This window comes from Halomonas sp. M4R1S46 (genome assembly GCF_025725685.1).
In the GTDB taxonomy this organism is placed as follows: Bacteria; Pseudomonadota; Gammaproteobacteria; order Pseudomonadales; family Halomonadaceae; genus Halomonas.
The window spans coordinates 232,774-256,285 of sequence record NZ_CP107008.1; the positions used below are offsets into that span (position 1 = coordinate 232,774).

The following is a 23,512-nucleotide window of genomic DNA, read 5'->3' on the forward strand; positions in this document are numbered from 1 at the left end:
CCAAAGGGGGATTGCGATTGGCGCCGAGCACCCGGATTTCCGGGCTTGCGTCTGTTCCGATAGAATATGGCTTTTTCCCGTCTGGGGCATGCGCATGACCATCGGTGACCTGATCCGCCTGTTGAGTGACGGCGAGTTCCATTCCGGCGAGCAGCTGGGCGAGCGCCTGGGGGTCTCGCGCGCCGCGGTATGGAAGCAGCTGCGCAAGCTCGAGGCCCTGGGCATCCCCATGGAAGCGGTCAAGGGCCAGGGCTACCGGTTGGCCGAGCCCCTGGAGCTCCTGGACGGTGGCGTCATCGTGGCCGGCCTGTCCCGGGGCGTGCGTCAGCACGTGACCCGGCTGTTCGTCGAGGAGACGCTGCCGTCGAGCAACCAGTTCCTGCGTGAGCGCTTCGCCCAGGGGGCGGGGCACGGCGAGGTCTGCCTGGTGGAGCAGCAGAGCGCCGGCAAGGGGCGGCGGGGGCGCACCTGGGTGACGCCCTGGGGGCGGACCCTGATGCTCTCGGTAGGGTGGCGCTTCGAGTCCGGTGTGGCGGCCCTGGAGGGGCTCAGCCTGGCGGTCGGTGTGGCCCTGGCCAGGGTGCTTGAGGCGCACGGTGTCAGGCCGCGACTCAAGTGGCCCAATGATGTGCTGCTCGAGGCGGAGGCCGGACGGCTGGGCAAGCTGGCGGGCATCCTGGTGGAGATGAGCGGGGATGCCGCCGGTCCCTGCGAGGTGGTGGTCGGCATGGGGATCAATGTCGATCTTCCTGCGGCCTTCCGCGAGACCATCGAGCAGCCGGTGGGGGCGGTTCATGACCAGGCGCCGGGCCTCTCCCGCAACCGGCTGGCCGTCGAGTTGCTGGACGTGCTGATGCCGCTGATGGCCACCTTCGAGCAGCAGGGCTTCGCGGCCTGGCAGGAAGAGTGGAACCGCCGGCACGCCTTTGCCGGGCGAGAGGTGGACGTCATTCGCGGTGAGCGCCGGGAGCCGGCAGTCGCCGAGTCCGTGGACGCCTCGGGTAACCTCTGGGTGCGCAGTGCCGGGGGACATGAACGGCTCGCCGGGGGAGAGATCAGCATACGGGGGCATGGATGATCCTGGATCTCGACATCGGCAACACCCTGTCGAAGTGGCGCCTCAAGGATGCGGACAGCAGCGAGATTCGCTCACGGGGGGCGGTGTGGACTCGGGAGGAATGGCGGCCCGGGGCGGATATCCCTGACCTGGACGTGGTCGAGGCGGTGCGGATCTCCAGCGTGGCCCGCCAGGCCGTGCTGGCCCAGACCGTGACCCTGCTGCAGAGCCGGGTGGGGGGGGTGCACGTGGCCCGCTCGCGCCCCGAGGCGCTGGGGGTGACCAACGGCTATCGGGAGCCAGGACGGCTGGGGGTGGACCGCTGGATGGGAGTGCTGGCGGGCTATCAGCTCGCCGGCGGCTGCTGCAGTGTGGACTGCGGCAGCGCCATCACCGTGGACTTCGTGCTGCCCGGCGGTCGGCATCTGGGCGGCTACATCCTGCCGGGCCTGCGGCTGATGAAGGAGAGCCTCAAGCTCGGCACCCGCAACGTGGCCATCGACCCCGACAGCGAGGCCGACGAGCTGCTGGCCCCCGGCACGCGCACCGTGGAGGCGGTCAATCACGGCATCTACATGGCCGCGGTGAGTGCCGTGAACCGGATCTACAGCGAGGTCTGCGATCGCGAGAACGTGGCCCTGCCGATGCTGCTCACCGGCGGCGATGCGCGAGTGGTCTCGAGGGGCATCCAGGTGCCTCATGCGGTCTGGCCGGACATGGTCTACGGTGGGCTTGAGGCCAGTTTTCCGCTGACCGCCGCCGAGCGGGCCGGGCGCATGGCCGGGGCGCCGCTGGTGCCGCGGCCGGTGTCGCTGGAAAAGATCCGTGCCGGGCTTGCATTCTCCATGCTGCTTTGACACAATGCGCCGCGTTCCGGAGAGGCGGGGCCGCCACGGCGGTCAAGTCCGGTCAGGAAGATTGAGAAAACAATCACTTGACACCGAGAGCCGAGGCGGTAGAATACACCGCCAGTTGGAGGGGTTCCCGAGTGGCCAAAGGGAGCAGACTGTAAATCTGCCGCGAAAGCTTCGAAGGTTCGAATCCTTCCCCCTCCACCAGATTTTCGCCGCCCTCGCCGGTGCGGAGGTGGAAAAGAGAGTGGGCAGGCGGGCATAGTTCAATGGTAGAACCTCAGCCTTCCAAGCTGATGATGCGGGTTCGATCCCCGCTGCCCGCTCCAGGTTTGACGGCACTCAGTGCCGAGCGGTAACGCTCATGTAGCTCAGGGGTAGAGCACACCCTTGGTAAGGGTGAGGTCGACGGTTCAAATCCGTCCATGAGCTCCACATCGAAAAGGCGAGCCGAGGCTCGCCTTTTCTCTTTCTTCCCGGCGTGGCTGAATGCCGGAGAAGGGGTTGCCAGGCAAAGCGGCTTCCGCTATGATGGCGCCCGCTGTCGCTCAGGTCGCTTGCAAAGGGCGGTCGCGGAAGCAGATACAGGCCAGTAGCTCAATTGGCAGAGCAGCGGTCTCCAAAACCGCAGGTTGGGGGTTCGATTCCCTCCTGGCCTGCCAGTCTTCCCCAGGCTGGCGAGATCCCATATACTTTCATGTTTCGATTGCCGCACCCTGAGGAGTCTCGTTTTCATGAAGCATAACGCCGAGGTGCAGGAGTCGCGCCACGACGGGCTCAAGTGGGCGGTTGTCGTCACTCTGCTGGTTCTTGCCGTCGTCGGCAATACCTATTTTGCCGATCAGGCGCTTCTCTATCGTGTGCTCGGTGTCGTCGCCCTCAGCGTGGTGGCGGCGCTGGCGGCGTTGACCACCACGAAGGGGCGTGAGCTGCTCGAGCTGGCCCGCAGCGCGAAGAAGGAAATTCAGCGCGTGGTCTGGCCGACCCGTCCCGAAACCGTGCAGACCACCGCCATCGTGCTGGTGGCCGTGCTGGTGGTGGGGCTGATGCTGTGGCTCATCGACACTCTTCTTGGCTGGGCGATGTCCGGCGTCATTGGTTAGGAGTCTTCATGTCCAAGCGTTGGTACGTCGTTCACGCCTACTCCGGCTTCGAGAAGCATGTCATGCGCTCGCTCAACGAGCGCGTGAAGATGTATGGCATGGAGGACCGTTTCGGCGAGATCCTGGTGCCCACCGAAGAAGTCGTCGAGATGCGTGACGGCAAGCGCCGCAAGAGTGAGCGCAAGTTCTATCCCGGCTACGTGCTGGTCGAGATGGAGATGGACGACGAGACCTGGCACCTGGTCAACGAGACCCCCCGCGTGATGGGGTTCATCGGTGGCACCAAGGAGAAGCCGGCCCCCATCACCCAGCGTGAGGCGGATGCCATTCTCAGCCGGGTCAAGGACGGCACCGACAAGCCGCGGCCGAAGACCGTGTTCGAGCCGGGCCAGTCCGTGCGCGTCATCGACGGCCCCTTCGCCGACTTCAACGGCGTGGTCGAGGAAGTCAACTACGACAAGAGCCGTGTGCAGGTCAGCGTGCTGATCTTCGGCCGGTCCACGCCGGTCGAGCTGGAGTTTGCCCAGGTCGAGAAGGAATAAGCCCTCTCGTCCGGGCGCGTTTTCGTGGCGGTCGCCGAGGCGGCCGCGTAACCCGGGGAGCCGCAAGGCGCTACTACCCATCTGGAGTTCATCATGGCCAAGAAAGTCCAGGCTTACATCAAGCTGCAGGTCGCAGCCGGTAAAGCCAACCCGAGTCCCCCCGTGGGCCCCGCGCTGGGCCAGCACGGCGTCAACATCATGGAGTTCTGCAAGGCGTTCAACGCCGAGACCCAGGACATCGAGCCGGGTCTGCCGACTCCCGTGGTGATCACCGTCTATTCCGACCGCAGCTTCACCTTCGTCACCAAGACCCCGCCCGCAGCGGTCCTGCTGAAGAAGGCCGCCGGCATCAAGTCCGGCTCCGGTGAGCCGAACAAGACCAAGGTCGGTACCGTGACCCGCGAACAGCTCGAAGAGATCGCCAAGACCAAGGAGCCGGACCTGACGGCTGCCGATCTCGACGCCGCGGTGCGTACCATTGCCGGTAGTGCCCGCAGCATGGGCCTGAACGTGGAGGGTCTCTGATCATGGCTAAGCTCAGCAAGCGCGCGACGCAGATTCGCGAGAAAGTCGACCCGAACAAGGCGTACTCCCTGGAAGAGGCCGTGGCCCTGCTCTCCGAGCTGTCCACCGTCAAGTTCAAGGAGTCCCTGGACGTCGCCATCAACCTGGGCGTCGATCCGCGCAAATCCGACCAGGTCGTGCGTGGCGCCACCGTCATGCCCAACGGTACCGGCAAGGACGTGCGTGTCGCCGTCTTCACCCAGGGTGCCAACGCCGACGCCGCCAAGGAAGCCGGTGCCGACATCGTCGGCATGGACGACCTGGCCGAGCAGGTCAAGAAGGGCCAGCTCGACTTCGACGTGGTCATCGCCTCGCCGGACGCCATGCGCGTCGTCGGCCAGCTGGGTCAGATCCTCGGCCCGCGTGGCCTGATGCCCAACCCCAAGGTCGGCACCGTGACCCCGGACGTCGCCACCGCGGTCAAGAACGCCAAGGCCGGCCAGGTGCGCTTCCGTACCGACAAGAACGGCATCATCCACACCACCCTCGGCAAGGTCGATTTCGACGCCGCCTCCATCCAGGGCAACCTGGAGGCGCTGATCGCCGACCTCAAGAAGCTCAAGCCGAGCACCTCCAAGGGTGTGTATTTCAAGAAGGTCTCCCTGTCCACCACCATGGGCCCGGGCCTGACCGTCGACCACTCCGCGTTCGTGTAACGCCGAGTCCGACAACCGAGCAAGAACTTTGCGGTCCCCGTGCACGGTCTCGACAAGAGCCGGCGGGGCACCGTCAAAGACCGCAGGTGCCGCCTCGCTCGCAGAGGCGGCTTAATCATCCCTCGAGGAGGCCTGCGCAGATGGTGTGGCCGCCAGATGTCTGGTGAGCACCATCACCCAGGACTCCCGGTTCCCGACCGGGAGAGATGGTAACCACCGGAACTCTCTTGTGAGATTCCGGCACGAAGGAGTGATCACCGTGCCACTAGCACTCGAAGGCAAGAAGGCCATTGTTGCCGAGGTCAGTGAGGCGGCCAAGGATGCTCTCTCCGTCGTCGTTGCCGATTCTCGTGGCGTCGCGGTCAGCAAGATGACCGACCTGCGCAAGCAGGCCCGCGAGAATGGCGTGCAGATCCGTGTTGTGCGCAACACCCTGGCACGCCGCGCCCTGGCAGGCACCCAGTGGGAATGCCTGAACGAAAGCTTCGTGGGTCCGACCCTCCTGGCCTTCTCCACCGAGCATCCGGGCGCTGCCGCCCGCCTGTTCAAGGAGTTCGGCAAGGACGAGAAGAGCTTCGAAGTCAAGGCGCTGGCCTACGAAGGCGAGTTCATCCCGGCGAGCGATCTCGATCGCCTGGCGACGCTGCCGACCTATGACGAGGCAATCGCCAAGCTGATGTCCGTCATGAAGGAAGCGTCTGCCGGCAAGCTGGTCCGTACCCTCGCCGCGCTGCGTGACCAGAAGGAAGAGGCCGCCTGAACGGCGAACTCGAGCCCGCAGCGAGAATCGAACATTGAATCAGCGAGTCATCGGTGCGCCGAGACTCCCGCAAAGTTAGGAACGTGAAAATGGCACTGACCAAAGAAGACATCATCAACGCCGTCGCCGACATGTCCGTGATGGAAGTCGCCGAGCTGATCGAAGCGATGGAAGAGAAGTTCGGCGTGACCGCCGCGGCGGCCGTCGTGGCCGGCCCGGGTGGCGGTGAAGCCGCTGTCGAGGAAGAGCAGACCGAGTTCGACCTGGTGCTGACCGGCGCCGGCGAGAAGAAGGTCAACGTCATCAAGGCCGTCCGCGAGATCACCGGCCTGGGCCTGAAGGAAGCCAAGGGTGCCGTCGACGGCGCGCCGGCGACCATCAAGGAAGCGATGTCCAAGGACGACGCCGAAGCAGCCAAGACCAAGCTGGAAGAAGCCGGCGCGAGCGTGGAGCTCAAGTAATCCTTGTGCCCACGGCTTCACGCGCTGCGTAAGCTTCCACGGCTGGTGGCGGGACGCCCGCTGCCGGCCTTTTTCTGTTGTTACTAGCCGGTCGCCCCCTGGGCCACCGCTAGCCGAATTCCGACGGCGAGTCTCCATGTGGAGGCTTGCCGTCAGCGCCTGACGGAGCCGCGCCCGTCGGGTGGCGCCGACACGCATCGGTCACCCATGGTGAACAAGCTGGGGAATACAGATGGCTTACTCATACACTGAGAAAAAACGCATCCGCAAGGATTTCGGCAAACTGCCCCAAGTGATGGATGTGCCTTACCTGCTGGCCATCCAGCTTGATTCCTACTACGACTTTCTCCAGCAGGATCGCTCACCCGAAGAGCGCCTCGAGATCGGCCTGCATGCCGCCTTCCGCTCCGTGTTCCCGATCGAGAGCTTCTCCGGCAACGCCGCCCTGGAGTACGTCAGTTATCGTTTCGGTACTCCGGCGTTCGATGTCAAGGAGTGCCAGCTGCGTGGCGTCACCTACTCGGCTCCCCTGCGCGTCAAGGTCCGTCTGATCATCTACGACAAGGACTCGTCGAACAAGGCGATCAAGGACATCAAGGAGCAGGAAGTCTACATGGGGGAGATCCCCCTGATGACCGAGAACGGCACCTTCGTCGTCAACGGCACCGAGCGCGTCATCGTCTCCCAGCTACACCGCTCGCCGGGCGTGTTCTTCGATCACGACAAGGGCAAGAGCCACTCCTCCGGCAAGCTGCTGTATTCCGCCCGGGTGATTCCTTACCGCGGCTCCTGGCTGGACTTCGAGTTCGACCCGAAGGACAACGTCTTCGTGCGCATCGACCGTCGTCGCAAGCTGCCGGCGTCCGTGCTGCTGCGCGCGCTGGGCATGAGTGCCGAGGAGATCCTCGACGAGTTCTTCGAGACCAGCACCTTCCACATCGAGAAGTCCGGCTTCTCCGTGGACCTGGTGCCGTCGCGCTTGCGCGGCGAGACCGCGACCTTCGACATCAAGGATGGTGACGGCAACGTCATCGTCGAGGAAGGCCGTCGTGTCACCCAGAAGCACATCCGCCAGCTGGAGAAGGCCGGCCTCGAGCGTCTCGAGGTGCCGATGGACTACCTGTTCGGCAAGACCCTGGCCAAGGACCAGATCAACCCCGCCACCGGCGAGCTGATCTGCCCCTGCAACACCGCGATCACCCCGGAGCTGCTGGAAGGCATCGGCCAGGCGGGCATCACCACCCTCGAGACCCTGTACACCAACGATCTCGACTGTGGCCCCTTCATCTCCGACACCCTCAAGCTGGACACCACCGGCTCCCAGCTCGAGGCGCTGGTCGAGATCTACCGCATGATGCGCCCCGGCGAGCCGCCCACCAAGGAAGCCGCCGAGACGCTGTTCAACAACCTGTTCTTCACCGAGGACCGTTACGACCTGTCCGGCGTCGGTCGCATGAAGTTCAACCGCCGCCTGCGTCGCGACAGCGACACCGGGGCCGGCGTGCTCGACCGCCGCGACATCCTCGACGTGCTGGGCGAGCTGATCAGCATCCGTAACGGCTTCGGCGACGTCGACGACATCGACCACCTGGGCAACCGCCGCATCCGCTGCGTCGGCGAGATGGCCGAGAACCAGTTCCGCGTCGGCCTGGTGCGCGTCGAGCGCGCGGTCAAGGAACGCCTGTCCATGGCCGAGAGCGAAGGCCTGATGCCCCAGGACCTGATCAATGCCAAGCCGGTGGCGGCCGCGGTCAAGGAGTTCTTCGGCTCCAGCCAGCTGTCCCAGTTCATGGACCAGAACAACCCGCTGTCCGAGGTCACGCACAAGCGCCGCGTCTCCGCCCTCGGCCCGGGCGGCCTGACCCGCGAGCGGGCCGGTTTCGAGGTGCGTGACGTCCACGCCACCCACTACGGCCGGCTGTGCCCCATCGAGACCCCGGAAGGGCCGAACATCGGCCTGATCAACTCGCTCGCCACCTACAGCCACACCAACAGCTACGGCTTCCTCGAGACGCCGTACCGCAAGGTCGTGGGCAGCCAGGTGACCGACGACGTGGTGCACCTCTCCGCCATCGAGGAGGGCGACTTCGTCATCGCCCAGGCCTCTGCCACCGTGGACGAGGGCGGCAAGCTGGTCGACGACCTGGTGCAGGTCCGCCACAAGGGCGAGACCACCTTCATGCGCCCCGAGCAGGTCACCCTGATGGACGTGTCGCCGCGCCAGGTGGTGTCCGTGGCCGCGGCCCTGATCCCCTTCCTTGAGCACGATGACGCCAACCGCGCCCTGATGGGGGCGAACATGCAGCGCCAGGCCGTGCCGACCCTGCGTGCCGAGAAGCCCCTGGTGGGCACCGGCATGGAGCGCTTCGTGGCTCGCGACTCCGGCGTCTGCGCCGTGGCCCGGCGTGGCGGCGTCATCGACTCGGTCGACGCCAAGCGCATCGTGGTGCGGGTCAACGAGGACGAGATCATCGGCGGCGAGGCCGGCGTCGACATCTACAACCTGACCAAGTACCTGCGCTCCAACCAGAACACCTGTCAGAACCAGCGCCCGATCGTGCGCCCGGGGGACAGCGTGGCGCGGGGCGACATCCTGGCCGACGGCCCGTCCGTCGACATGGGCGACCTGGCCCTGGGCCAGAACATGCGCATCGCCTTCATGCCGTGGAACGGCTTCAACTTCGAGGACTCCATCCTGCTCTCCGAGCGGGCGGTCCAGGAGGACCGGTTCACCACCATCCACATCCAGGAGCTGACCTGCGTCTCCCGCGACACCAAGCTGGGCGCCGAGGAGATCACCTCGGACATCCCCAATGTCGGCGAGTCGGCGCTGTCCAAGCTGGACGAGGCAGGCGTGGTCTACATCGGTGCGGAAGTCGGTGCGGGCGACATCCTGGTCGGCAAGGTCACGCCCAAGGGCGAGACCCAGCTGACCCCGGAGGAGAAGCTGCTGCGCGCGATCTTCGGCGAGAAGGCCTCCGACGTGAAGGATACCTCGCTGCGCGCCCCGACCGGCATGAAGGGTACCGTCATCGACGTCCAGGTGTTCACCCGTGACGGCGTGGAGAAGGATTCCCGGGCGCTGTCCATCGAGCAGATGCAGCTCGACGAGGTGCGCAAGGATCTCCAGGAGACCTACCGCATCGCCGAGGATGCGACTTTCGAGCGCCTGCAGCGCACCCTCGTCGGCCAGGCCGTCAACGGTGGCCCCAAGCTCAAGAAGGGCGACGTGCTCACCGACGACTACCTCGAGGAGCTGCCGCGCCAGCAGTGGTTCAAGCTGCGCATGCAGGACGAGTCGCTCAACGAGCTGCTGGCCCAGGCCGACGAGCAGCTGGAGAACCGTCGCAAGGAGATGGACGAGCGCTTCGAGGACAAGAAGCGCAAGCTCACCCAGGGCGACGACCTGGCGCCGGGCGTGCTGAAGATCGTCAAGGTCTACCTGGCGATCAAGCGCCGTCTGCAGCCGGGCGACAAGATGGCCGGCCGTCACGGCAACAAGGGTGTCATCTCGGCGATCATGCCGATCGAGGACATGCCCTTCGACGACAACGGCGAGCCCATCGACGTGGTGCTCAACCCGCTGGGCGTGCCGTCGCGGATGAACGTCGGCCAGATCCTCGAGACCCACCTGGGCATGGCCGCCCGCGGCCTCGGGGTGAAGATCGAGCACATGCTGCGCAATGCCCGCGAGCAGCAGGTCGGCGAGATCCGCGAGTTCCTGAGCAAGGTCTACAATACCGACTCGAGCACCCGGGTCGAGGACCTCGACTCGCTGACCGACGACGAGGTCATCGCCCTGGCGAAGAACCTCAAGGCGGGCGTGCCCATGGCCACGCCGGTGTTCGACGGTGCCCGCGAGGGCGAGATCAAGCACCTGCTGAGCCTGGCCGACCTGCCGGACTCCGGTCAGATGACCCTCTATGACGGGCGTACCGGCGATGCCTTCGACCGCCCGGTCACCGTGGGTTACATGTACATGCTGAAGCTCAACCACCTGGTGGACGACAAGATGCACGCACGTTCCACGGGCTCCTACTCGCTGGTCACCCAGCAGCCGCTGGGCGGCAAGGCCCAGTTCGGTGGTCAGCGTTTCGGGGAAATGGAGGTCTGGGCCCTGGAAGCCTATGGCGCGGCCTACACCCTCCAGGAGATGCTCACCGTCAAGTCCGACGACGTGGAGGGTCGCACCAAGATGTACAAGAGCATCGTGGACGGCGACCACACCATGCAGGCGGGCATGCCGGAATCCTTCAACGTGCTGGTGAAGGAAATCCGCTCGCTGGGCATCGATATCGAACTGGAGAGCTGAGGCTGCCGCGACGGCGCTTCACAGAATGACGGTCCGCGGGGGCGAAGGTGCCCCCGCCCATGACAACTCCGCAGCGGAGCCGACCCCATGAAAGATTTGGTGAAAGTCCTCAAATCGCAGTCTCAGTCCGACGAGTTCGACGCGATCAAGATTACCCTGGCGTCGCCGGACATGATTCGCAGCTGGTCCTTCGGCGAGGTCAAGAAGCCCGAGACCATCAACTACCGGACCTTCAAGCCGGAGCGCGACGGCCTGTTCTGCGCCAAGATCTTCGGCCCGGTCAAGGACTACGAGTGCCTGTGCGGCAAGTACAAGCGCATGAAGCACCGCGGCATCATCTGCGAGAAGTGCGGCGTGGAGGTCACCAAGGCCGCCGTGCGCCGCGAGCGCATGGGCCACATCGAGCTGGCCAGCCCGGTCGCCCATATCTGGTTCCTCAAGTCGCTGCCGTCGCGCATCGGCATGTTCCTCGACATGACCCTGCGCGACATCGAGCGCGTGCTCTACTTCGAGAGCTTCATGGTCGTCGACCCGGGCATGACCACCCTCGAGCGTGGCCAGCTGCTCAACGACGAGCAGTACTTCGAGGCCCTCGAGGAGTTCGGTGACGACTTCGATGCCCGGATGGGCGCCGAGGCCGTCCAGGCCATGCTCAAGGACATCGATCTCGAGGAGGAGATCGAGCGGCTGCGCGAGGAAATCCCGCAGACCAACTCCGAGACCAAGATCAAGAAGCTGTCCAAGCGCCTGAAGCTGCTCGAGGCCTTCCAGGGCTCCGGCAACGACCCGGCCTGGATGGTCATGGAAGTGCTGCCGGTGCTGCCGCCGGACCTGCGGCCGCTGGTGCCGCTGGACGGTGGCCGCTTCGCGACCTCGGATCTCAACGATCTGTACCGTCGCGTGATCAACCGCAACAACCGCCTCAAGCGGCTGCTCGACCTCAACGCGCCTGACATCATCGTGCGCAACGAGAAGCGCATGCTGCAGGAGGCGGTCGACGCCCTGCTCGACAACGGCCGCCGTGGCCGGGCCATCACCGGCTCCAACAAGCGTCCGCTGAAGTCGCTGGCCGACATGATCAAGGGCAAGCAGGGCCGCTTCCGCCAGAACCTGCTGGGCAAGCGCGTCGACTACTCCGGCCGCTCGGTGATCACCGTGGGCCCGACCCTGCGCCTGCACCAGTGCGGCCTGCCCAAGAAGATGGCGCTGGAGCTGTTCAAGCCGTTCATCTACTCCAAGCTGCAGAGCCTCGGCCACGCGTCCACCATCAAGGCCGCCAAGAAGATGGTCGAGCGCGAACTGCCCGAGGTGTGGGACATCCTCGCCGATGTCATCCGCGAGCACCCGGTGCTGCTCAACCGCGCCCCGACCCTGCACCGCCTGGGCATCCAGGCCTTCGAGCCGCTGCTGATCGAGGGCAAGGCGATCCAGTTGCACCCGCTGGTGTGTGCCGCCTACAACGCCGACTTCGACGGTGACCAGATGGCGGTCCACGTGCCGCTGACCCTGGAGGCGCAGCTGGAAGCCCGTGCGCTGATGATGGCCACCAACAACGTGCTGTCACCGGCCAACGGCGAGCCGATCATCGTGCCGTCCCAGGACGTGGTGCTGGGCCTGTACTACATGACCCGCGAGAAGATCAATGCCAAGGGCGAGGGCATGGTGTTCGCCGACCTCAACGAGGTCGAGCGCGCCTTCGGCACCCAGAGCGTGGCGCTGCACGCCCGCGTCAAGGTCCGCCTCGACGAGGTGGCGATCGACGAGGAGAGCGGCGAGCAGAGCCACAGCCGCACGATCTATGACACCACCGTGGGTCGCGCGCTGCTGTTCCGCATCCTGCCGGATGGCGTGCCCTTCGAGCTGATCGACCAGCCGATGAAGAAGAAGGCCATCTCCAGGCTGATCAACGAGGTGTATCGCCGTGCCGGCCTCAAGCCGGCGGTGATCTTCGCCGACCAGCTGATGTACACCGGCTTCCGCATGGCCACCTGGTCCGGCGCCTCCATCGGCGTCAACGACTTCGTCATCCCCGATGCCAAGGCCGAGATCGTCGATGCGGCCGAGGACGAGGTCAAGGAGATCGAGGATCAGTTCTCCTCCGGTCTCGTCACTGCCGGCGAGAAGTACAACAAGGTCATCGACATCTGGGCGCGGGCCAACGACCAGGTCGCCAAGGCGATGATGGCCGGCATCTCCAAGGAGAGCGTGGTCGATCGCGAGGGCAACACGGTCGAGCAGGACTCCTTCAACAGCGTCTTCATCATGGCCGACTCCGGCGCCCGGGGTAGTGCCGCCCAGATCCGTCAGTTGGCGGGCATGCGTGGCCTGATGGCCAAGCCGGACGGCTCGATCATCGAGACCCCGATCGTCGCCAACTTCCGTGAAGGCCTGAACGTCCTGCAGTACTTCATCTCGACCCACGGCGCGCGCAAGGGGCTGGCGGATACGGCACTCAAGACCGCCAACTCCGGTTACCTGACCCGCCGCCTGGTCGACGTGGCCCAGGACATGGTCATCACCGAGGCCGACTGCGGCACCGAGAACGGCCTGACCCTGCACCCGGTCATCGAGGGCGGCGACATCATCGTCTCCCTGGCGCAGCGGGTGCTGGGCCGCGTGGTCGCCCAGGACGTCATCGATCCGGCCACCGAGGAAGTGCTGATCCCGCGCGACACCCTGCTCGACGAGGCCTGGTGCGCCGAGCTCGACACCATGGGTGTCGACGAGATCGTGGTGCGCTCGACGATCACCTGCGCGACCAGCCACGGGGTCTGCTCGTCCTGCTACGGTCGCGACCTGGCGCGCGGTCACCAGGTCAACATCGGCGAGTCCGTGGGCGTCATCGCCGCCCAGTCCATCGGCGAGCCGGGCACCCAGCTGACCATGCGGACCTTCCACATCGGCGGGGCGGCCTCCCGGGCCTCCGCGGTGGACAGCGTTCAGGTCAAGCACGGCGGCCGGGTGCGTCTGCACAACATCAAGCACGTCGAGCGCAGCGACGGCAAGCTGGTGGTGGTCTCCCGCTCCAGTGCCCTGGCGGTGGCCGACGATCACGGCCGCGAGCGCGAGTACTACAAGCTGCCCTACGGCGCCGAGCTCTCCGTCAAGGACGGCGAGGCGGTCGACGCCGGCCAGGCGGTGGCCAAGTGGGATCCGCACACCCACCCGATCATCGCCGAGGCCGAGGGCCAGGTGCAGTACGCCGACATGGACGAGGGCGTCACCATCCACCGCAGCGTGGACGAGATGACCGGCCTGTCCTCCATCGAGGTCATCGAGTCGGCGGCCCGCCCCATGGCCGGTCGCGACAAGCGCCCGATGATCCTGCTGGCCGACGAGAGCGGCAAGCCGGTCACCGTGTCCGGGTCCGATACCCCGGTGCAGTACCTGCTGCCCGGCAAGGCGATCGTCACCGTCGACAACGGCTCGCACATCGGCGTCGGCGAGGTGGTGGCCCGTATCCCGGTCGAGGCGACCGGCAACAAGGACATCACCGGCGGTCTGCCGCGGGTCGCCGATCTGTTCGAGGCCCGCAAGCCGAAGGAGCCGGCGATCCTCGCCGAGATCAGCGGCACGATCAGCTTCGGCAAGGAGACCAAGGGCAAGCGTCGCCTGACGATCACCCCGGAAGACGGCGATCCGTTCGAGATGCTGATCCCGAAATGGCGCCAGATCGCGGTGTTCGAGGGCGAGACCGTCGAGAAGGGCGAGGTCATCTCCGACGGCCCGAGCAACCCGCACGACATCCTGCGCCTGCTGGGCATCGCCGAACTGGCCAAGTACATCGTCGCCGAGGTGCAGGACGTCTACCGCCTGCAGGGCGTGGGCATCAACGACAAGCACATCGAGGTGATCGTGCGTCAGATGCTGCGCAAGGTGGAGATCACCGACGCCGGCGATTCCGACTTCATCCCCGGCGACCAGGTCGAGCTGGTCCGCGTGCTCGAGGAGAACGCGCGCCTGGAGAAGGAGGACAAGTTCCCGGCGAAGTGCCAGCGCCTGCTGCTGGGCATCACCAAGGCCAGCCTGGCCACCGAGTCGTTCATCTCCGCGGCCTCCTTCCAGGAGACCACGCGGGTGCTGACCGAGGCGGCGGTCACCGGCAAGCGCGACTACCTGCGCGGCCTGAAGGAGAACGTGGTGGTGGGACGCCTGATCCCGGCCGGTACCGGCCTGACCCACCACGCGGAGCGTCGCCGCAAGCGTGAAGACGCCGAACGCATGCTCCACCCGTCGGCCTACGACGTCGAGCAGGAGCTGGGCGCCCAGCTGACCGCGCTCGACTCGGACGACGACGAGATCTGACGCCGTCCCCGGCTGCACGGCGCGCCGCCTCCCGGCGGGCGCCGTGCTTGACGGCCGGCGGCGTCAGCCATTAGAATGCGCAGCCTTTAACAGTGGGGCGGGTGCGCCCGCGCCACTGGGAAAGGCAAGGCAACCCATTGGAGTCAGCTACACACCATGGCAACGATCAATCAGCTCGTGCGCAAGCCGCGCAAGCGCCAGGCCGCCAAGAGCGACGTGCCGGCGCTGCAGGCCTGCCCGCAGAAGCGCGGCGTCTGCACCCGCGTCTACACCACCACCCCGAAGAAGCCGAACTCGGCCCTGCGTAAGGTCTGCCGCGTGCGCCTGACCAACGGCTTCGAGGTGTCCTCCTACATCGGCGGCGAAGGCCACAACCTCCAGGAGCACTCCGTGGTCCTGATCCGTGGCGGCCGAGTGAAGGACCTTCCGGGTGTGCGTTATCACACCGTCCGCGGTGCCCTGGATACCTCTGGCGTCCAGAACCGTAAGCAGGGTCGTTCCAAGTACGGTACCAAGCGTCCGAAGGCCTAAGCGCCGGGACCCGTATCGGCTGCGGCCATTAACGAACACATCATTGTCACGGTCTGATAAGAGTAAGGTCGAGCGCCCGTCGGGTCGTCTCGGGTTTACCTGAAGGACCCTTCGATAGAGGGCTTATCATGCCTAGAAGAAGAGTTGCGGCCAAGCGCGAGATCCTGCCGGATCCCAAGTTCGGAAGCGAGCGCCTGGCGAAGTTCATGAACCACCTGATGGTCAGCGGCAAGAAGTCCGTAGCTGAGCGCATCGTCTACGGTGCGCTGGACAGGGTTGCCGAGCGTAGCAAGGAAGAGCCGCTGGAGATCTTCGACAAGGCGCTGGAAACCATCCAGCCCATGGTCGAGGTCAAGTCCCGCCGCGTCGGCGGCGCGACCTATCAGGTGCCGGTCGAGGTGCGCCCGTCCCGCCGCCAGGCGCTGGCCATGCGCTGGCTGGTGGACGCCGCCCGTCGTCGCGGGGAGAAGACCATGGTGCAGCGTCTGGCGGGCGAGATGCTGGATGCCGCCGAAGGTAAGGGTTCGGCCGTCAAGAAGCGTGAAGACGTGCATCGCATGGCAGAGGCCAACAAGGCCTTCTCTCACTACCGCTTCTAAACCGCATCGCCAACCAACGGGAGTTACATCGTGGCTCGCAAGACTCCGCTTAAGCGTTACCGCAATATCGGTATCGTAGCCCACGTCGACGCCGGTAAGACGACCACTACCGAGCGCGTCCTGTTCTATACCGGTCTGTCCCACAAGGTCGGCGAGGTCCATGAGGGCGCCGCCACCATGGACTGGATGGAGCAGGAGCAGGAGCGTGGCATCACGATCACCTCTGCGGCGACCACCTGCTTCTGGCAGGGCATGAACAAGCAGTTCGATGAGCACCGCATCAACATCATCGACACCCCCGGGCACGTCGACTTCACCATCGAGGTGGAGCGTTCCCTGCGTGTTCTCGACGGGGCCGTGGTGGTGCTTTGCGGCAGCTCCGGCGTGCAGCCGCAGACCGAGACCGTCTGGCGTCAGGCCAACAAGTACGAAGTCCCGCGCATGGTGTTCGTCAACAAGATGGACCGTGCCGGCGCCGACTTCTTCATGGTCGTGGACCAGCTGAAGACCCGCCTGGGCGCCAATGTCGTGCCGATCCAGATCAACTGGGGCGCCGAGGACGACTTCAAGGGCGTCGTCGACCTGATCCAGATGAAGGCCATCCTCTGGGATGAGGCCAACTTCGGCATGAACTACGACCTCGTCGACATCCCGGCCGAGCTCCAGGAAACCGCCGAGACGTACCGCGAGCAGATGGTCGAGGCGGCCGCCGAGGCCTCCGAGGAGCTGATGGACAAGTACCTCGAGGAAGGCGACCTGCCTGTCGAGGACATCAAGGCCGGCCTGCGTCGTCGTACCCTCGACAACGAGATCGTGCTGGTCACCTGTGGCTCCGCGTTCAAGAACAAGGGCGTGCAGGCCGTGCTCGATGGCGTCATCGAGTACATGCCGTCACCCACCGAGGTCAAGGCCATCGAGGGTGAGCTGGACGACAAGGACGGCACCATCGCCACTCGCGAGGCGGACGACAATGCGCCCTTCGCCGCGCTGGCGTTCAAGATCGCCACCGACCCCTTCGTCGGCACCCTGACCTTCATCCGCGTCTACTCCGGCGTGCTGAAGTCCGGCGACAGCGTCTACAACTCCGTCAAGCAGAAGAAGGAGCGCGTCGGCCGTATCGTGCAGATGCACTCCAACTCCCGCGAGGAGATCAAGGAAGTGCTGGCCGGCGACATCGCCGCCTGCATCGGCCTGAAGGACGTCACCACCGGTGACACCCTGTGCGACCTGAACGACAAGATCGTCCTGGAGCGCATGGAGTTCCCGGACCCGGTGATCTCCGTGGCCGTGGAGCCGAAGTCCAAGGCCGACCAGGAGAAGATGGGCGTGGCGCTGGGCAAGCTGGCCCAGGAGGACCCGTCCTTCCAGGTCAAGACCGACGAGGAAACCGGTCAGACCATCATCTCCGGCATGGGCGAGCTGCACCTGGACATCATCGTCGACCGCATGCGTCGCGAGTTCAAGGTGGACGCCAACATCGGCAAGCCGCAGGTCGCCTACCGCGAGACCATCCGCAAGAGCGTCGAGCAGGAAGGCAAGTTCGTGCGCCAGTCCGGTGGCCGCGGTCAGTACGGTCACGTGCATCTGCGCATCGAACCGTTGACGGCCGAGGACAAGGGCGAAGATGAAGACATGCACTTCAAATTCGCTTCTGAAATCGTCGGCGGCGTGGTTCCCAAGGAATACGTGCCGGCCGTCGAGAAAGGGGCCTATGAGCAGCTCCAGAACGGTGTCATCGCGGGCTACCCGATGATTGACGTCAAGGTTACGCTGTTCGACGGTTCCTACCATGACGTGGACTCGAACGAGACCGCGTTCAAGGTCGCCTCTTCCATGGCGATCAAGGAAGGCGCACCCAAGGCCAAGGCCGTGCTGCTCGAGCCGGTGATGAAGGTCGAGGTCGTGACACCCGAGGAATTCATGGGCGATGTCATGGGCGACCTGAACCGTCGTCGGGGCCTGGTCCAGGGTATGGATGACTCCTCCATGGGCAAGGTCATCCGCGCCACCGTTCCGCTGGCTGAGATGTTCGGTTACGCAACCGACCTGCGTTCTCAGACCCAGGGCCGCGCAAGCTACACCATGGAGTTTGCGGATTACGAAGAGGCGCCGTCCAGCGTCGTTGAAGCCGTCATCAACCAGAACGGTTAACCGTTAGCTAACGTAAAGAGGTCATAGCAGTGGCTAAGGAAAAATTTGAACGTTCCAAACCGCACGTCAACGTCGGCACCATCGGTCACGTCGACCACGGCAAGACCACGCTGACTGCGGCCCTGACTCGCGTTTCCGCGGAAGTCTTCGGTGGCGACGCTCGCGCGTTCGACTCCATCGACAACGCTCCGGAAGAGCGTGAGCGCGGCATCACCATCGCCACCGCCCACGTCGAGTACCAGTCCGAAGTGCGTCACTACGCGCACGTCGACTGCCCGGGGCACGCTGACTACGTCAAGAACATGATCACCGGTGCGGCCCAGATGGACGGTGCCATCCTGGTGGTGTCCGCCGCCGACGGCCCCATGCCGCAGACTCGCGAGCACATCCTGCTGTCTCGCCAGGTCGGCGTGCCGTACATCGTCGTGTTCCTGAACAAGGCCGACATGGTCGACGACGAGGAGCTGCTCGAGCTGGTCGAGATGGAGGTTCGCGAACTCCTGAGCGAGTACGACTTCCCGGGTGACGACACCCCGATCATCACCGGTTCCGCCCTGATGGCCCTGGAAGGCAAGGACGACAACGGCATGGGCACCACCGCCGTTGCCAACCTGATCAAGGCCCTGGACGAGTACATCCCGGAGCCGGAGCGTGCCATCGACCAGCCGTTCCTGATGCCGATTGAGGACGTGTTCTCCATCTCCGGTCGCGGTACCGTGGTCACCGGTCGTGTCGAGCGCGGTGTCATCAAGGCCGGCGAGGAAGTCGAGATCGTCGGCATCAAGGACACCACCAAGACCACCGTCACCGGTGTCGAGATGTTCCGCAAGCTGCTCGACGAAGGTCGTGCCGGTGAGAACGTCGGCGCCCTGCTGCGCGGCACCAAGCGTGACGACGTGGAGCGTGGTCAGGTCCTGGCCAAGCCGGGCACCATCACCCCGCACACCAAGTTCGAGGCCGAGGTCTACGTGCTGTCCAAGGACGAGGGTGGTCGTCACACTCCGTTCTTCAAGGGCTACCGTCCGCAGTTCTACTTCCGTACCACCGACATCACCGGTACCTGTGAGCTGCCGGAAGGCGTCGAGATGGTCATGCCGGGCGACAACGTCAAGATGGTCGTCAGCCTGATCGCCCCGGTCGCCATGGACGAAGGCCTGCGTTTCGCCGTTCGCGAAGGCGGTCGTACCGTCGGCGCCGGCGTCGTGGCCAAGATCGTCGAGTAAGCGTCACGCGACTCGAGAGATCGAAGGGGGCTCCGCAAGGGGCCCCCTTTCTGCGCACCGTCACGAGGGGTTTGACTCTCGTTGGCGGCGCGCCTATAATGCGCATCCTTTGAATGCGTGGGTTGACGGCTCGCGCCGTCAAGATCCATTGGAGTTTAGGGCAAATGCAGAACCAGAAGATTCGCATTCGGTTGAAGGCTTTCGACCATCGCCTGATCGACCAGTCCGCCGCGGAGATCGTTGAAACCGCCAAGCGTACCGGCGCCCAGGTTCGGGGTCCGATTCCTCTGCCGACCAATCGCGAGCGCTACACCGTGCTGGTGTCTCCGCACGTGAACAAGGACGCTCGTGACCAGTACGAGATTCGTACCCACAAGCGGGTGCTCGATATCGTCGAGCCCACCGAGAAGACCGTCGATGCCCTGATGAAGCTCGACCTCGCCGCCGGCGTGGACGTGCAGATCAAGCTCGACTGATACCACACTAGACACTCGCGGCCCAGCGTTCACTCCAGGGTGTCCAGCAGCCGCCGCGCCGGGATGGCGCTACACAACGTGCTAGTGGAATGCTCTGGAAAGGGCAGCCATAGCGGGTGATAGCCCCGTACACTATAGGAGACTGAGAATGACTATCGGTTTAGTCGGCAAGAAGGCCGGGATGACCCGTGTCTTCACCGAAGACGGCGCTTCCGTGCCCGTGACCGTTATCGAGGTTGAGCCTAACCGCGTCACTCGCGTGAAGTCTGTCGAGTCCGACGGCTACGCGGCGGTGCAGGTCACAACCGGTTCCCGCAAGGCCAAGCATCTGTCGAAAGCCCAGGCCGGGCAGTACGCCAAGGCAGGTGTCGAGGCCGGTCGTTCGCTGATGGAGTTCCGCCTGGACGATGGCGCCGAGGCTCCGGAAGTGGGCGGCGAACTCACCGTATCCCTCTTCGAAGCTGGTCAGAGCGTCGACGTGACCGGCACCTCCAAGGGCAAGGGCTTCCAGGGCGCCGTGAAGCGCTGGAACTTCCGCACCCAGGACAACAGCCACGGCAACTCCCTGGCCCACCGTGCACCGGGTTCCATCGGCATGTGCCAGACCCCGGGCCGCGTGTTCAAGGGCAAGAAGATGGCCGGCCAGCTGGGCAACGTCCGCTGCACCGTCCAGAGCCTGGAAATCGTCCGCGTCGATGCCGATCGCAACCTGCTGCTGATCAAGGGTGCCGTGCCCGGCGCCACCGGCAGTGATGTGATCGTGCGCAGCGCCGTCAAAGCAGGCTGAAGGGGAGTTTACCGATGAATCTGAATCTTGCAGGTGCAGGCGCCGGTACCGTCGAGCTGTCCGACGCCACCTTTGGCAAAGAATTCAACGAAGCGCTCGTGCACCAGGTCGTCACCGCCTATCTGGCCGGTGGTCGCCAGGGCACCCGCGCCCAGAAGAACCGTTCCGACGTGCGTGGCGGCGGCAAGAAGCCGTGGCGCCAGAAGGGCACCGGTCGTGCCCGTGCCGGTACCATCCGCTCGCCGATCTGGCGCAGCGGCGGCGTGACCTTCGCGGCCCGTCCGCAGGACTACACCCAGAAGGTCAACCGCAAGATGTACCGCGCGGCCATGCGCTCGATCCTTTCCGAGCTGGTTCGCCAGGAGCGCCTGGTGGCCGTGGATGCCTTCGCCGTCGAGACCCCCAAGACCAAGCAGCTGGTCGCCAAGCTCGATGAGCTGGGTCTGGAGAAGGTGCTGATCGTCACCGAAGAGGTCGACGAGAACCTGTACCTCGCCGCCCGCAACATCCCCAACGTGGATGTGGTGGACGTCGCTGCCGCCGATCCGGTGAGCCTGGTCGCCTTCGACAAGGTGCTGGCCACCGTCTCCGCTCTGCGCAAATTCGAGGAGAAGCTGGCATGAACCAGGAACGTGTATTCAAGGTGCTGCTGGGTCCGCACGTGACCGAGAAGGCCGCCATGGCCGCCGAGCGCAACCAGTACGTGTTCAAGGTGGCAAGCGACGCGACCAAGCCCGAGATCAAGACCGCCGTGCAGGAGCTGTTCGGCAAGAAGGTCGACCGCGTTCAGGTGCTGAACGTGAAGGGCAAGACCAAGCGCACCGCGCATGGGACTGGTCAGCGCAAGGGTTATCGCAAGGCGTACGTGACACTGGCCGCCGGCGAGACGCTTGAAGACTTCTCTGGCGCCGAATAAGGGCAGGAGCACGGATCATGGCAATCGTCAAGACTAAACCCACATCCGCCGGTCGTCGCCACGTCGTCAAGATCGTCGGCGAGGAACTGTACAAGGGCCGCGCCTACGCGCCGCTGCTCGAGAAGCAGTCCAAGTCCGGTGGCCGTAACAACAACGGTCGCATCACCACCCGCCACGTGGGCGGTGGTCACCGTCATCACTACCGTGTCATCGACTTCAAGCGCACCAAGGATGGCGTTCCCGCCGTCGTCGAGCGCCTGGAGCATGACCCGAACCGTAGCGCCCACATCGCGCTGCTGAAGTACATGGACGGCGAGCGTCGCTACATCATCGCCCCGCGTGGCGTGAGTGCCGGCGACCGTCTCGAGTCCGGCGTGAACGCAGCGATCAAGAAGGGTAACGCCCTGCCGCTGCGCAACATCCCGCTGGGTTCCACCGTGCACTGCATCGAGCTCAAGCCCGGCAAGGGCGCCCAGCTCGCCCGCAGCGCCGGTACCAGCGCTCAGCTGGTCGCCCGTGAAGGCAACTACGCCACCCTGCGTCTGCGCTCCGGCGAGATGCGCAAGGTGCTGGCGGAATGCCGCGCGACCCTGGGTGAAGTGAGCAACTCCGAGCACAGCCTGCGTCAGCTTGGCAAGGCCGGTGCGAAGCGCTGGAGAGGCGTGCGCCCGACGGTTCGCGGCGTGGCCATGAACCCGGTGGATCACCCGCACGGCGGTGGTGAAGGCCGCACCAGCGGTGGTCGTCACCCGGTGTCTCCGTGGGGTATGCCCACCAAGGGCCACAAGACCCGCAAGAACAAGCGCACCGACAAGCTGATCGTCCGTCGCCGCAAGGCCCGGAAGTAAGATCCAACGCCAAGACATCAAGAGGTAACGGCTGTGCCACGTTCACTGAAGAAAGGTCCTTTTATTGACCTTCATCTGCTGAAGAAGGTTGAGACTGCAGTGGAGAAGAACGACCGCAAACCGATCAAGACCTGGTCGCGTCGTTCGATGATCCTGCCCAACATGGTCGGGCTCACCATTGCAGTCCATAACGGTCGCCAACACGTCCCGGTGCACGTCTCCGAGGAAATGGTTGGCCACAAGCTGGGCGAATTCGCTGCCACCCGCACCTATCGCGGTCATGCGGCGGACAAGAAAGCCAAACGGTAAGCCAGAGAGGATTAGAGATGGAAGTCACAGCAAAGCTGCGTGGCGCTCGTTTATCCGCCCAGAAGGCCCGTTTGGTGGCTGACCAGGTGCGCGGTAAGCCGGTCGCCGAGGCGCTCGACCTGCTGACCTTCTCCCCGAAGAAGGCCTCCAAGCTGGTCAAGAAGGTGCTGCAGTCCGCCATCGCGAATGCGGAAGAAAACAACGGCATGGATATCGACGAGCTGCGTGTCTCGACCATCTGCGTCGATGAGGGCATGACGCTCAAGCGCATCCGGCCGCGCGCCAAGGGCCGCGCGGACCGTATCCTGAAGCGCACCTGCCACATCACCGTCAAGGTAGCCGAGAAGTAGGAGTCGACCAGATGGGTCAAAAAGTCAATCCGACAGGCATCCGCCTGGGTATCGTCAAGGACCATGCCTCGGTCTGGTATGCCGAGCGCGGCGCCTATGCCGACAAGCTGAACAACGATCTCGAAGTGCGTCGCTTCCTCGAGGAGCGCCTGAAGAATGCGTCCGTGAGCCGCATCACCATCGAGCGTCCGGCCAACAACGCCCGTATCACCATTCACACTGCCCGTCCGGGCATCGTGATCGGCAAGAAGGGCGAGGACGTCGACAAGCTGCGTCGCGACGTCACCGCGATGATGGGCGTGCCGGTGCACGTCAACATCGAGGAAGTTCGCAAGCCGGAGCTGGATGCCCAGCTCGTCGCGCAGAACATCGCCGGCCAGCTCGAGCGTCGTGTCATGTTCCGTCGCGCCATGAAGCGCGCCGTCCAGAACGCCATGCGCCTGGGCGCCGGTGGTATCAAGGTGCAGCTCTCCGGTCGCCTCGGCGGCGCCGAGATCGCCCGCACCGAGTGGTACCGCGAGGGTCGCGTTCCGCTGCACACCCTGCGTGCGGACATCGACTACGCCACCTACGAGGCCAAGACCACCTACGGCATCATCGGTGTCAAGGTCTGGGTCTTCAAGGGTGAAATCCTCGGGGGCATCGAGGAGGTCCGCGCCAAGGCCAAGCAGCCGCAGAGTGCGCCCTCCAAGAAGAAAGGTTCCAGGTAAG

Annotated in this window: 22 protein-coding genes and 4 tRNA genes; all 26 read left to right on the forward strand. The window is 64.9% G+C overall.

Going from position 1 to position 23,512, the window contains the following annotated elements; translation table 11 throughout:
• The first annotated feature begins 94 nt into the window (after positions 1–94).
• The 26 genes from OCT48_RS01100 (at position 95) to rpsC (ending at position 23,511) form a co-directional block, all read left to right on the forward strand.
• Positions 95–1,078, forward strand: coding sequence for a biotin--[acetyl-CoA-carboxylase] ligase (locus tag OCT48_RS01100; protein WP_263590961.1), 984 nt, complete (start codon positions 95–97; stop codon positions 1,076–1,078).
• The gene (locus tag OCT48_RS01105; RefSeq protein WP_263590962.1) at positions 1,075–1,914 is read left to right on the forward strand and encodes a type III pantothenate kinase; all 840 of its coding nucleotides are present in this window, start codon (positions 1,075–1,077) and stop codon (positions 1,912–1,914) included. Before OCT48_RS01100 ends, OCT48_RS01105 begins: the two co-directional genes overlap by 4 nt.
• A 117-nt stretch (positions 1,915–2,031) precedes the next feature.
• Positions 2,032–2,115, forward strand: a tRNA-Tyr gene (locus tag OCT48_RS01110).
• Positions 2,116–2,163: 48 nt separating this feature from the next.
• A tRNA-Gly gene (locus tag OCT48_RS01115) sits at positions 2,164–2,237 on the forward strand.
• Between the two features lie 31 nt (positions 2,238–2,268).
• A tRNA-Thr gene (locus OCT48_RS01120) sits at positions 2,269–2,343 on the forward strand.
• Between the two features lie 151 nt (positions 2,344–2,494).
• Positions 2,495–2,570 (forward strand) — tRNA-Trp (locus OCT48_RS01125).
• Between the two features lie 72 nt (positions 2,571–2,642).
• Complete coding sequence (secE, locus tag OCT48_RS01130) at positions 2,643–3,011, forward strand: preprotein translocase subunit SecE (protein ID WP_263590963.1); 369 nt, start codon at positions 2,643–2,645, stop codon at positions 3,009–3,011.
• Positions 3,012–3,019: 8 nt separating this feature from the next.
• Positions 3,020–3,553 (forward strand): transcription termination/antitermination protein NusG, encoded by a 534-nt coding sequence (gene nusG / locus OCT48_RS01135; RefSeq protein WP_263590964.1) that lies wholly within the window; start codon positions 3,020–3,022, stop codon positions 3,551–3,553.
• Between the two features lie 93 nt (positions 3,554–3,646).
• Positions 3,647–4,078, forward strand: coding sequence for a 50S ribosomal protein L11 (rplK, locus tag OCT48_RS01140; RefSeq protein WP_126485264.1), 432 nt, complete (start codon positions 3,647–3,649; stop codon positions 4,076–4,078).
• A gap of 2 nt (positions 4,079–4,080) precedes the next feature.
• Positions 4,081–4,773: a 50S ribosomal protein L1 gene (gene rplA / locus OCT48_RS01145; protein WP_263590965.1), complete on the forward strand. Its 693-nt coding sequence runs from the start codon at positions 4,081–4,083 to the stop codon at positions 4,771–4,773.
• 259 nt (positions 4,774–5,032) lie between these two features.
• Entirely contained in the window at positions 5,033–5,533 is a 501-nt protein-coding gene (gene rplJ / locus OCT48_RS01150; protein WP_263590966.1) for a 50S ribosomal protein L10, read from the forward strand.
• Between the two features lie 89 nt (positions 5,534–5,622).
• Entirely contained in the window at positions 5,623–5,994 is a 372-nt protein-coding gene (gene rplL / locus OCT48_RS01155; protein WP_183384473.1) for a 50S ribosomal protein L7/L12, read from the forward strand.
• Positions 5,995–6,226: 232 nt separating this feature from the next.
• Positions 6,227–10,306 carry a DNA-directed RNA polymerase subunit beta gene (rpoB, locus tag OCT48_RS01160; RefSeq protein WP_263590967.1) on the forward strand — a complete coding sequence of 1,360 codons (4,080 nt, stop codon included), beginning with the start codon at positions 6,227–6,229 and terminating at the stop codon, positions 10,304–10,306.
• 87 nt (positions 10,307–10,393) lie between these two features.
• The gene (gene rpoC, locus OCT48_RS01165) at positions 10,394–14,611 is read left to right on the forward strand and encodes a DNA-directed RNA polymerase subunit beta' (RefSeq protein ID WP_263590968.1); all 4,218 of its coding nucleotides are present in this window, start codon (positions 10,394–10,396) and stop codon (positions 14,609–14,611) included.
• A 156-nt stretch (positions 14,612–14,767) separates the two neighbouring features.
• Positions 14,768–15,142 (forward strand): 30S ribosomal protein S12, encoded by a 375-nt coding sequence (gene rpsL / locus OCT48_RS01170; RefSeq protein ID WP_016856424.1) that lies wholly within the window; start codon positions 14,768–14,770, stop codon positions 15,140–15,142.
• A gap of 128 nt (positions 15,143–15,270) precedes the next feature.
• Positions 15,271–15,741, forward strand: coding sequence for a 30S ribosomal protein S7 (rpsG, locus tag OCT48_RS01175; protein ID WP_138181599.1), 471 nt, complete (start codon positions 15,271–15,273; stop codon positions 15,739–15,741).
• Between the two features lie 30 nt (positions 15,742–15,771).
• Positions 15,772–17,892 (forward strand): elongation factor G, encoded by a 2,121-nt coding sequence (fusA, locus tag OCT48_RS01180; protein ID WP_263590969.1) that lies wholly within the window; start codon positions 15,772–15,774, stop codon positions 17,890–17,892.
• Positions 17,893–17,921: 29 nt separating this feature from the next.
• A complete protein-coding gene (tuf, locus tag OCT48_RS01185) occupies positions 17,922–19,115 on the forward strand; it encodes an elongation factor Tu (protein ID WP_263590970.1) in 1,194 nt (397 codons plus the stop codon).
• Between the two features lie 164 nt (positions 19,116–19,279).
• Positions 19,280–19,591, forward strand: coding sequence for a 30S ribosomal protein S10 (rpsJ, locus tag OCT48_RS01190; RefSeq protein ID WP_045990862.1), 312 nt, complete (start codon positions 19,280–19,282; stop codon positions 19,589–19,591).
• Between the two features lie 148 nt (positions 19,592–19,739).
• Positions 19,740–20,378: a 50S ribosomal protein L3 gene (rplC, locus tag OCT48_RS01195; protein WP_263590971.1), complete on the forward strand. Its 639-nt coding sequence runs from the start codon at positions 19,740–19,742 to the stop codon at positions 20,376–20,378.
• A gap of 14 nt (positions 20,379–20,392) precedes the next feature.
• Positions 20,393–21,001 carry a 50S ribosomal protein L4 gene (rplD, locus tag OCT48_RS01200; protein WP_263590972.1) on the forward strand — a complete coding sequence of 203 codons (609 nt, stop codon included), beginning with the start codon at positions 20,393–20,395 and terminating at the stop codon, positions 20,999–21,001.
• A complete protein-coding gene (gene rplW / locus OCT48_RS01205) occupies positions 20,998–21,294 on the forward strand; it encodes a 50S ribosomal protein L23 (protein ID WP_097790620.1) in 297 nt (98 codons plus the stop codon). The genes rplD and rplW overlap by 4 nt, the downstream gene beginning before the upstream one ends.
• Before the next feature lie 17 nt (positions 21,295–21,311).
• The gene (gene rplB / locus OCT48_RS01210) at positions 21,312–22,142 is read left to right on the forward strand and encodes a 50S ribosomal protein L2 (RefSeq protein ID WP_263590973.1); all 831 of its coding nucleotides are present in this window, start codon (positions 21,312–21,314) and stop codon (positions 22,140–22,142) included.
• A gap of 33 nt (positions 22,143–22,175) precedes the next feature.
• The gene (rpsS, locus tag OCT48_RS01215; protein ID WP_072824351.1) at positions 22,176–22,451 is read left to right on the forward strand and encodes a 30S ribosomal protein S19; all 276 of its coding nucleotides are present in this window, start codon (positions 22,176–22,178) and stop codon (positions 22,449–22,451) included.
• Between the two features lie 17 nt (positions 22,452–22,468).
• Positions 22,469–22,801: a 50S ribosomal protein L22 gene (gene rplV, locus OCT48_RS01220; protein ID WP_013330997.1), complete on the forward strand. Its 333-nt coding sequence runs from the start codon at positions 22,469–22,471 to the stop codon at positions 22,799–22,801.
• A gap of 11 nt (positions 22,802–22,812) precedes the next feature.
• Positions 22,813–23,511 carry a 30S ribosomal protein S3 gene (gene rpsC, locus OCT48_RS01225; RefSeq protein WP_183384465.1) on the forward strand — a complete coding sequence of 233 codons (699 nt, stop codon included), beginning with the start codon at positions 22,813–22,815 and terminating at the stop codon, positions 23,509–23,511.
• Position 23,512: the final 1 nt, after the last annotated feature.

Bases quoted from the DNA above. Each gene is read 5' to 3' on its own strand.
- OCT48_RS01100 (WP_263590961.1), top strand. From the start codon at position 95: ATGACCATCGGTGACCTGATCCGCCTGTTGAGTGACGGCGAGTTCCAT.
- OCT48_RS01105 (WP_263590962.1), top strand. From the start codon at position 1,075: ATGATCCTGGATCTCGACATCGGCAACACCCTGTCGAAGTGGCGCCTC.
- secE (WP_263590963.1), top strand. From the start codon at position 2,643: ATGAAGCATAACGCCGAGGTGCAGGAGTCGCGCCACGACGGGCTCAAG.
- nusG (WP_263590964.1), top strand. From the start codon at position 3,020: ATGTCCAAGCGTTGGTACGTCGTTCACGCCTACTCCGGCTTCGAGAAG.
- rplK (WP_126485264.1), top strand. From the start codon at position 3,647: ATGGCCAAGAAAGTCCAGGCTTACATCAAGCTGCAGGTCGCAGCCGGT.
- rplA (WP_263590965.1), top strand. From the start codon at position 4,081: ATGGCTAAGCTCAGCAAGCGCGCGACGCAGATTCGCGAGAAAGTCGAC.
- rplL (WP_183384473.1), top strand. From the start codon at position 5,623: ATGGCACTGACCAAAGAAGACATCATCAACGCCGTCGCCGACATGTCC.
- rpoB (WP_263590967.1), top strand. From the start codon at position 6,227: ATGGCTTACTCATACACTGAGAAAAAACGCATCCGCAAGGATTTCGGC.
- rpoC (WP_263590968.1), top strand. From the start codon at position 10,394: ATGAAAGATTTGGTGAAAGTCCTCAAATCGCAGTCTCAGTCCGACGAG.
- rpsL (WP_016856424.1), top strand. From the start codon at position 14,768: ATGGCAACGATCAATCAGCTCGTGCGCAAGCCGCGCAAGCGCCAGGCC.
- rpsG (WP_138181599.1), top strand. From the start codon at position 15,271: ATGCCTAGAAGAAGAGTTGCGGCCAAGCGCGAGATCCTGCCGGATCCC.
- rpsJ (WP_045990862.1), top strand. From the start codon at position 19,280: ATGCAGAACCAGAAGATTCGCATTCGGTTGAAGGCTTTCGACCATCGC.
- rplC (WP_263590971.1), top strand. From the start codon at position 19,740: ATGACTATCGGTTTAGTCGGCAAGAAGGCCGGGATGACCCGTGTCTTC.
- rplD (WP_263590972.1), top strand. From the start codon at position 20,393: ATGAATCTGAATCTTGCAGGTGCAGGCGCCGGTACCGTCGAGCTGTCC.
- rplW (WP_097790620.1), top strand. From the start codon at position 20,998: ATGAACCAGGAACGTGTATTCAAGGTGCTGCTGGGTCCGCACGTGACC.
- rplB (WP_263590973.1), top strand. From the start codon at position 21,312: ATGGCAATCGTCAAGACTAAACCCACATCCGCCGGTCGTCGCCACGTC.
- rplV (WP_013330997.1), top strand. From the start codon at position 22,469: ATGGAAGTCACAGCAAAGCTGCGTGGCGCTCGTTTATCCGCCCAGAAG.
- rpsC (WP_183384465.1), top strand. From the start codon at position 22,813: ATGGGTCAAAAAGTCAATCCGACAGGCATCCGCCTGGGTATCGTCAAG.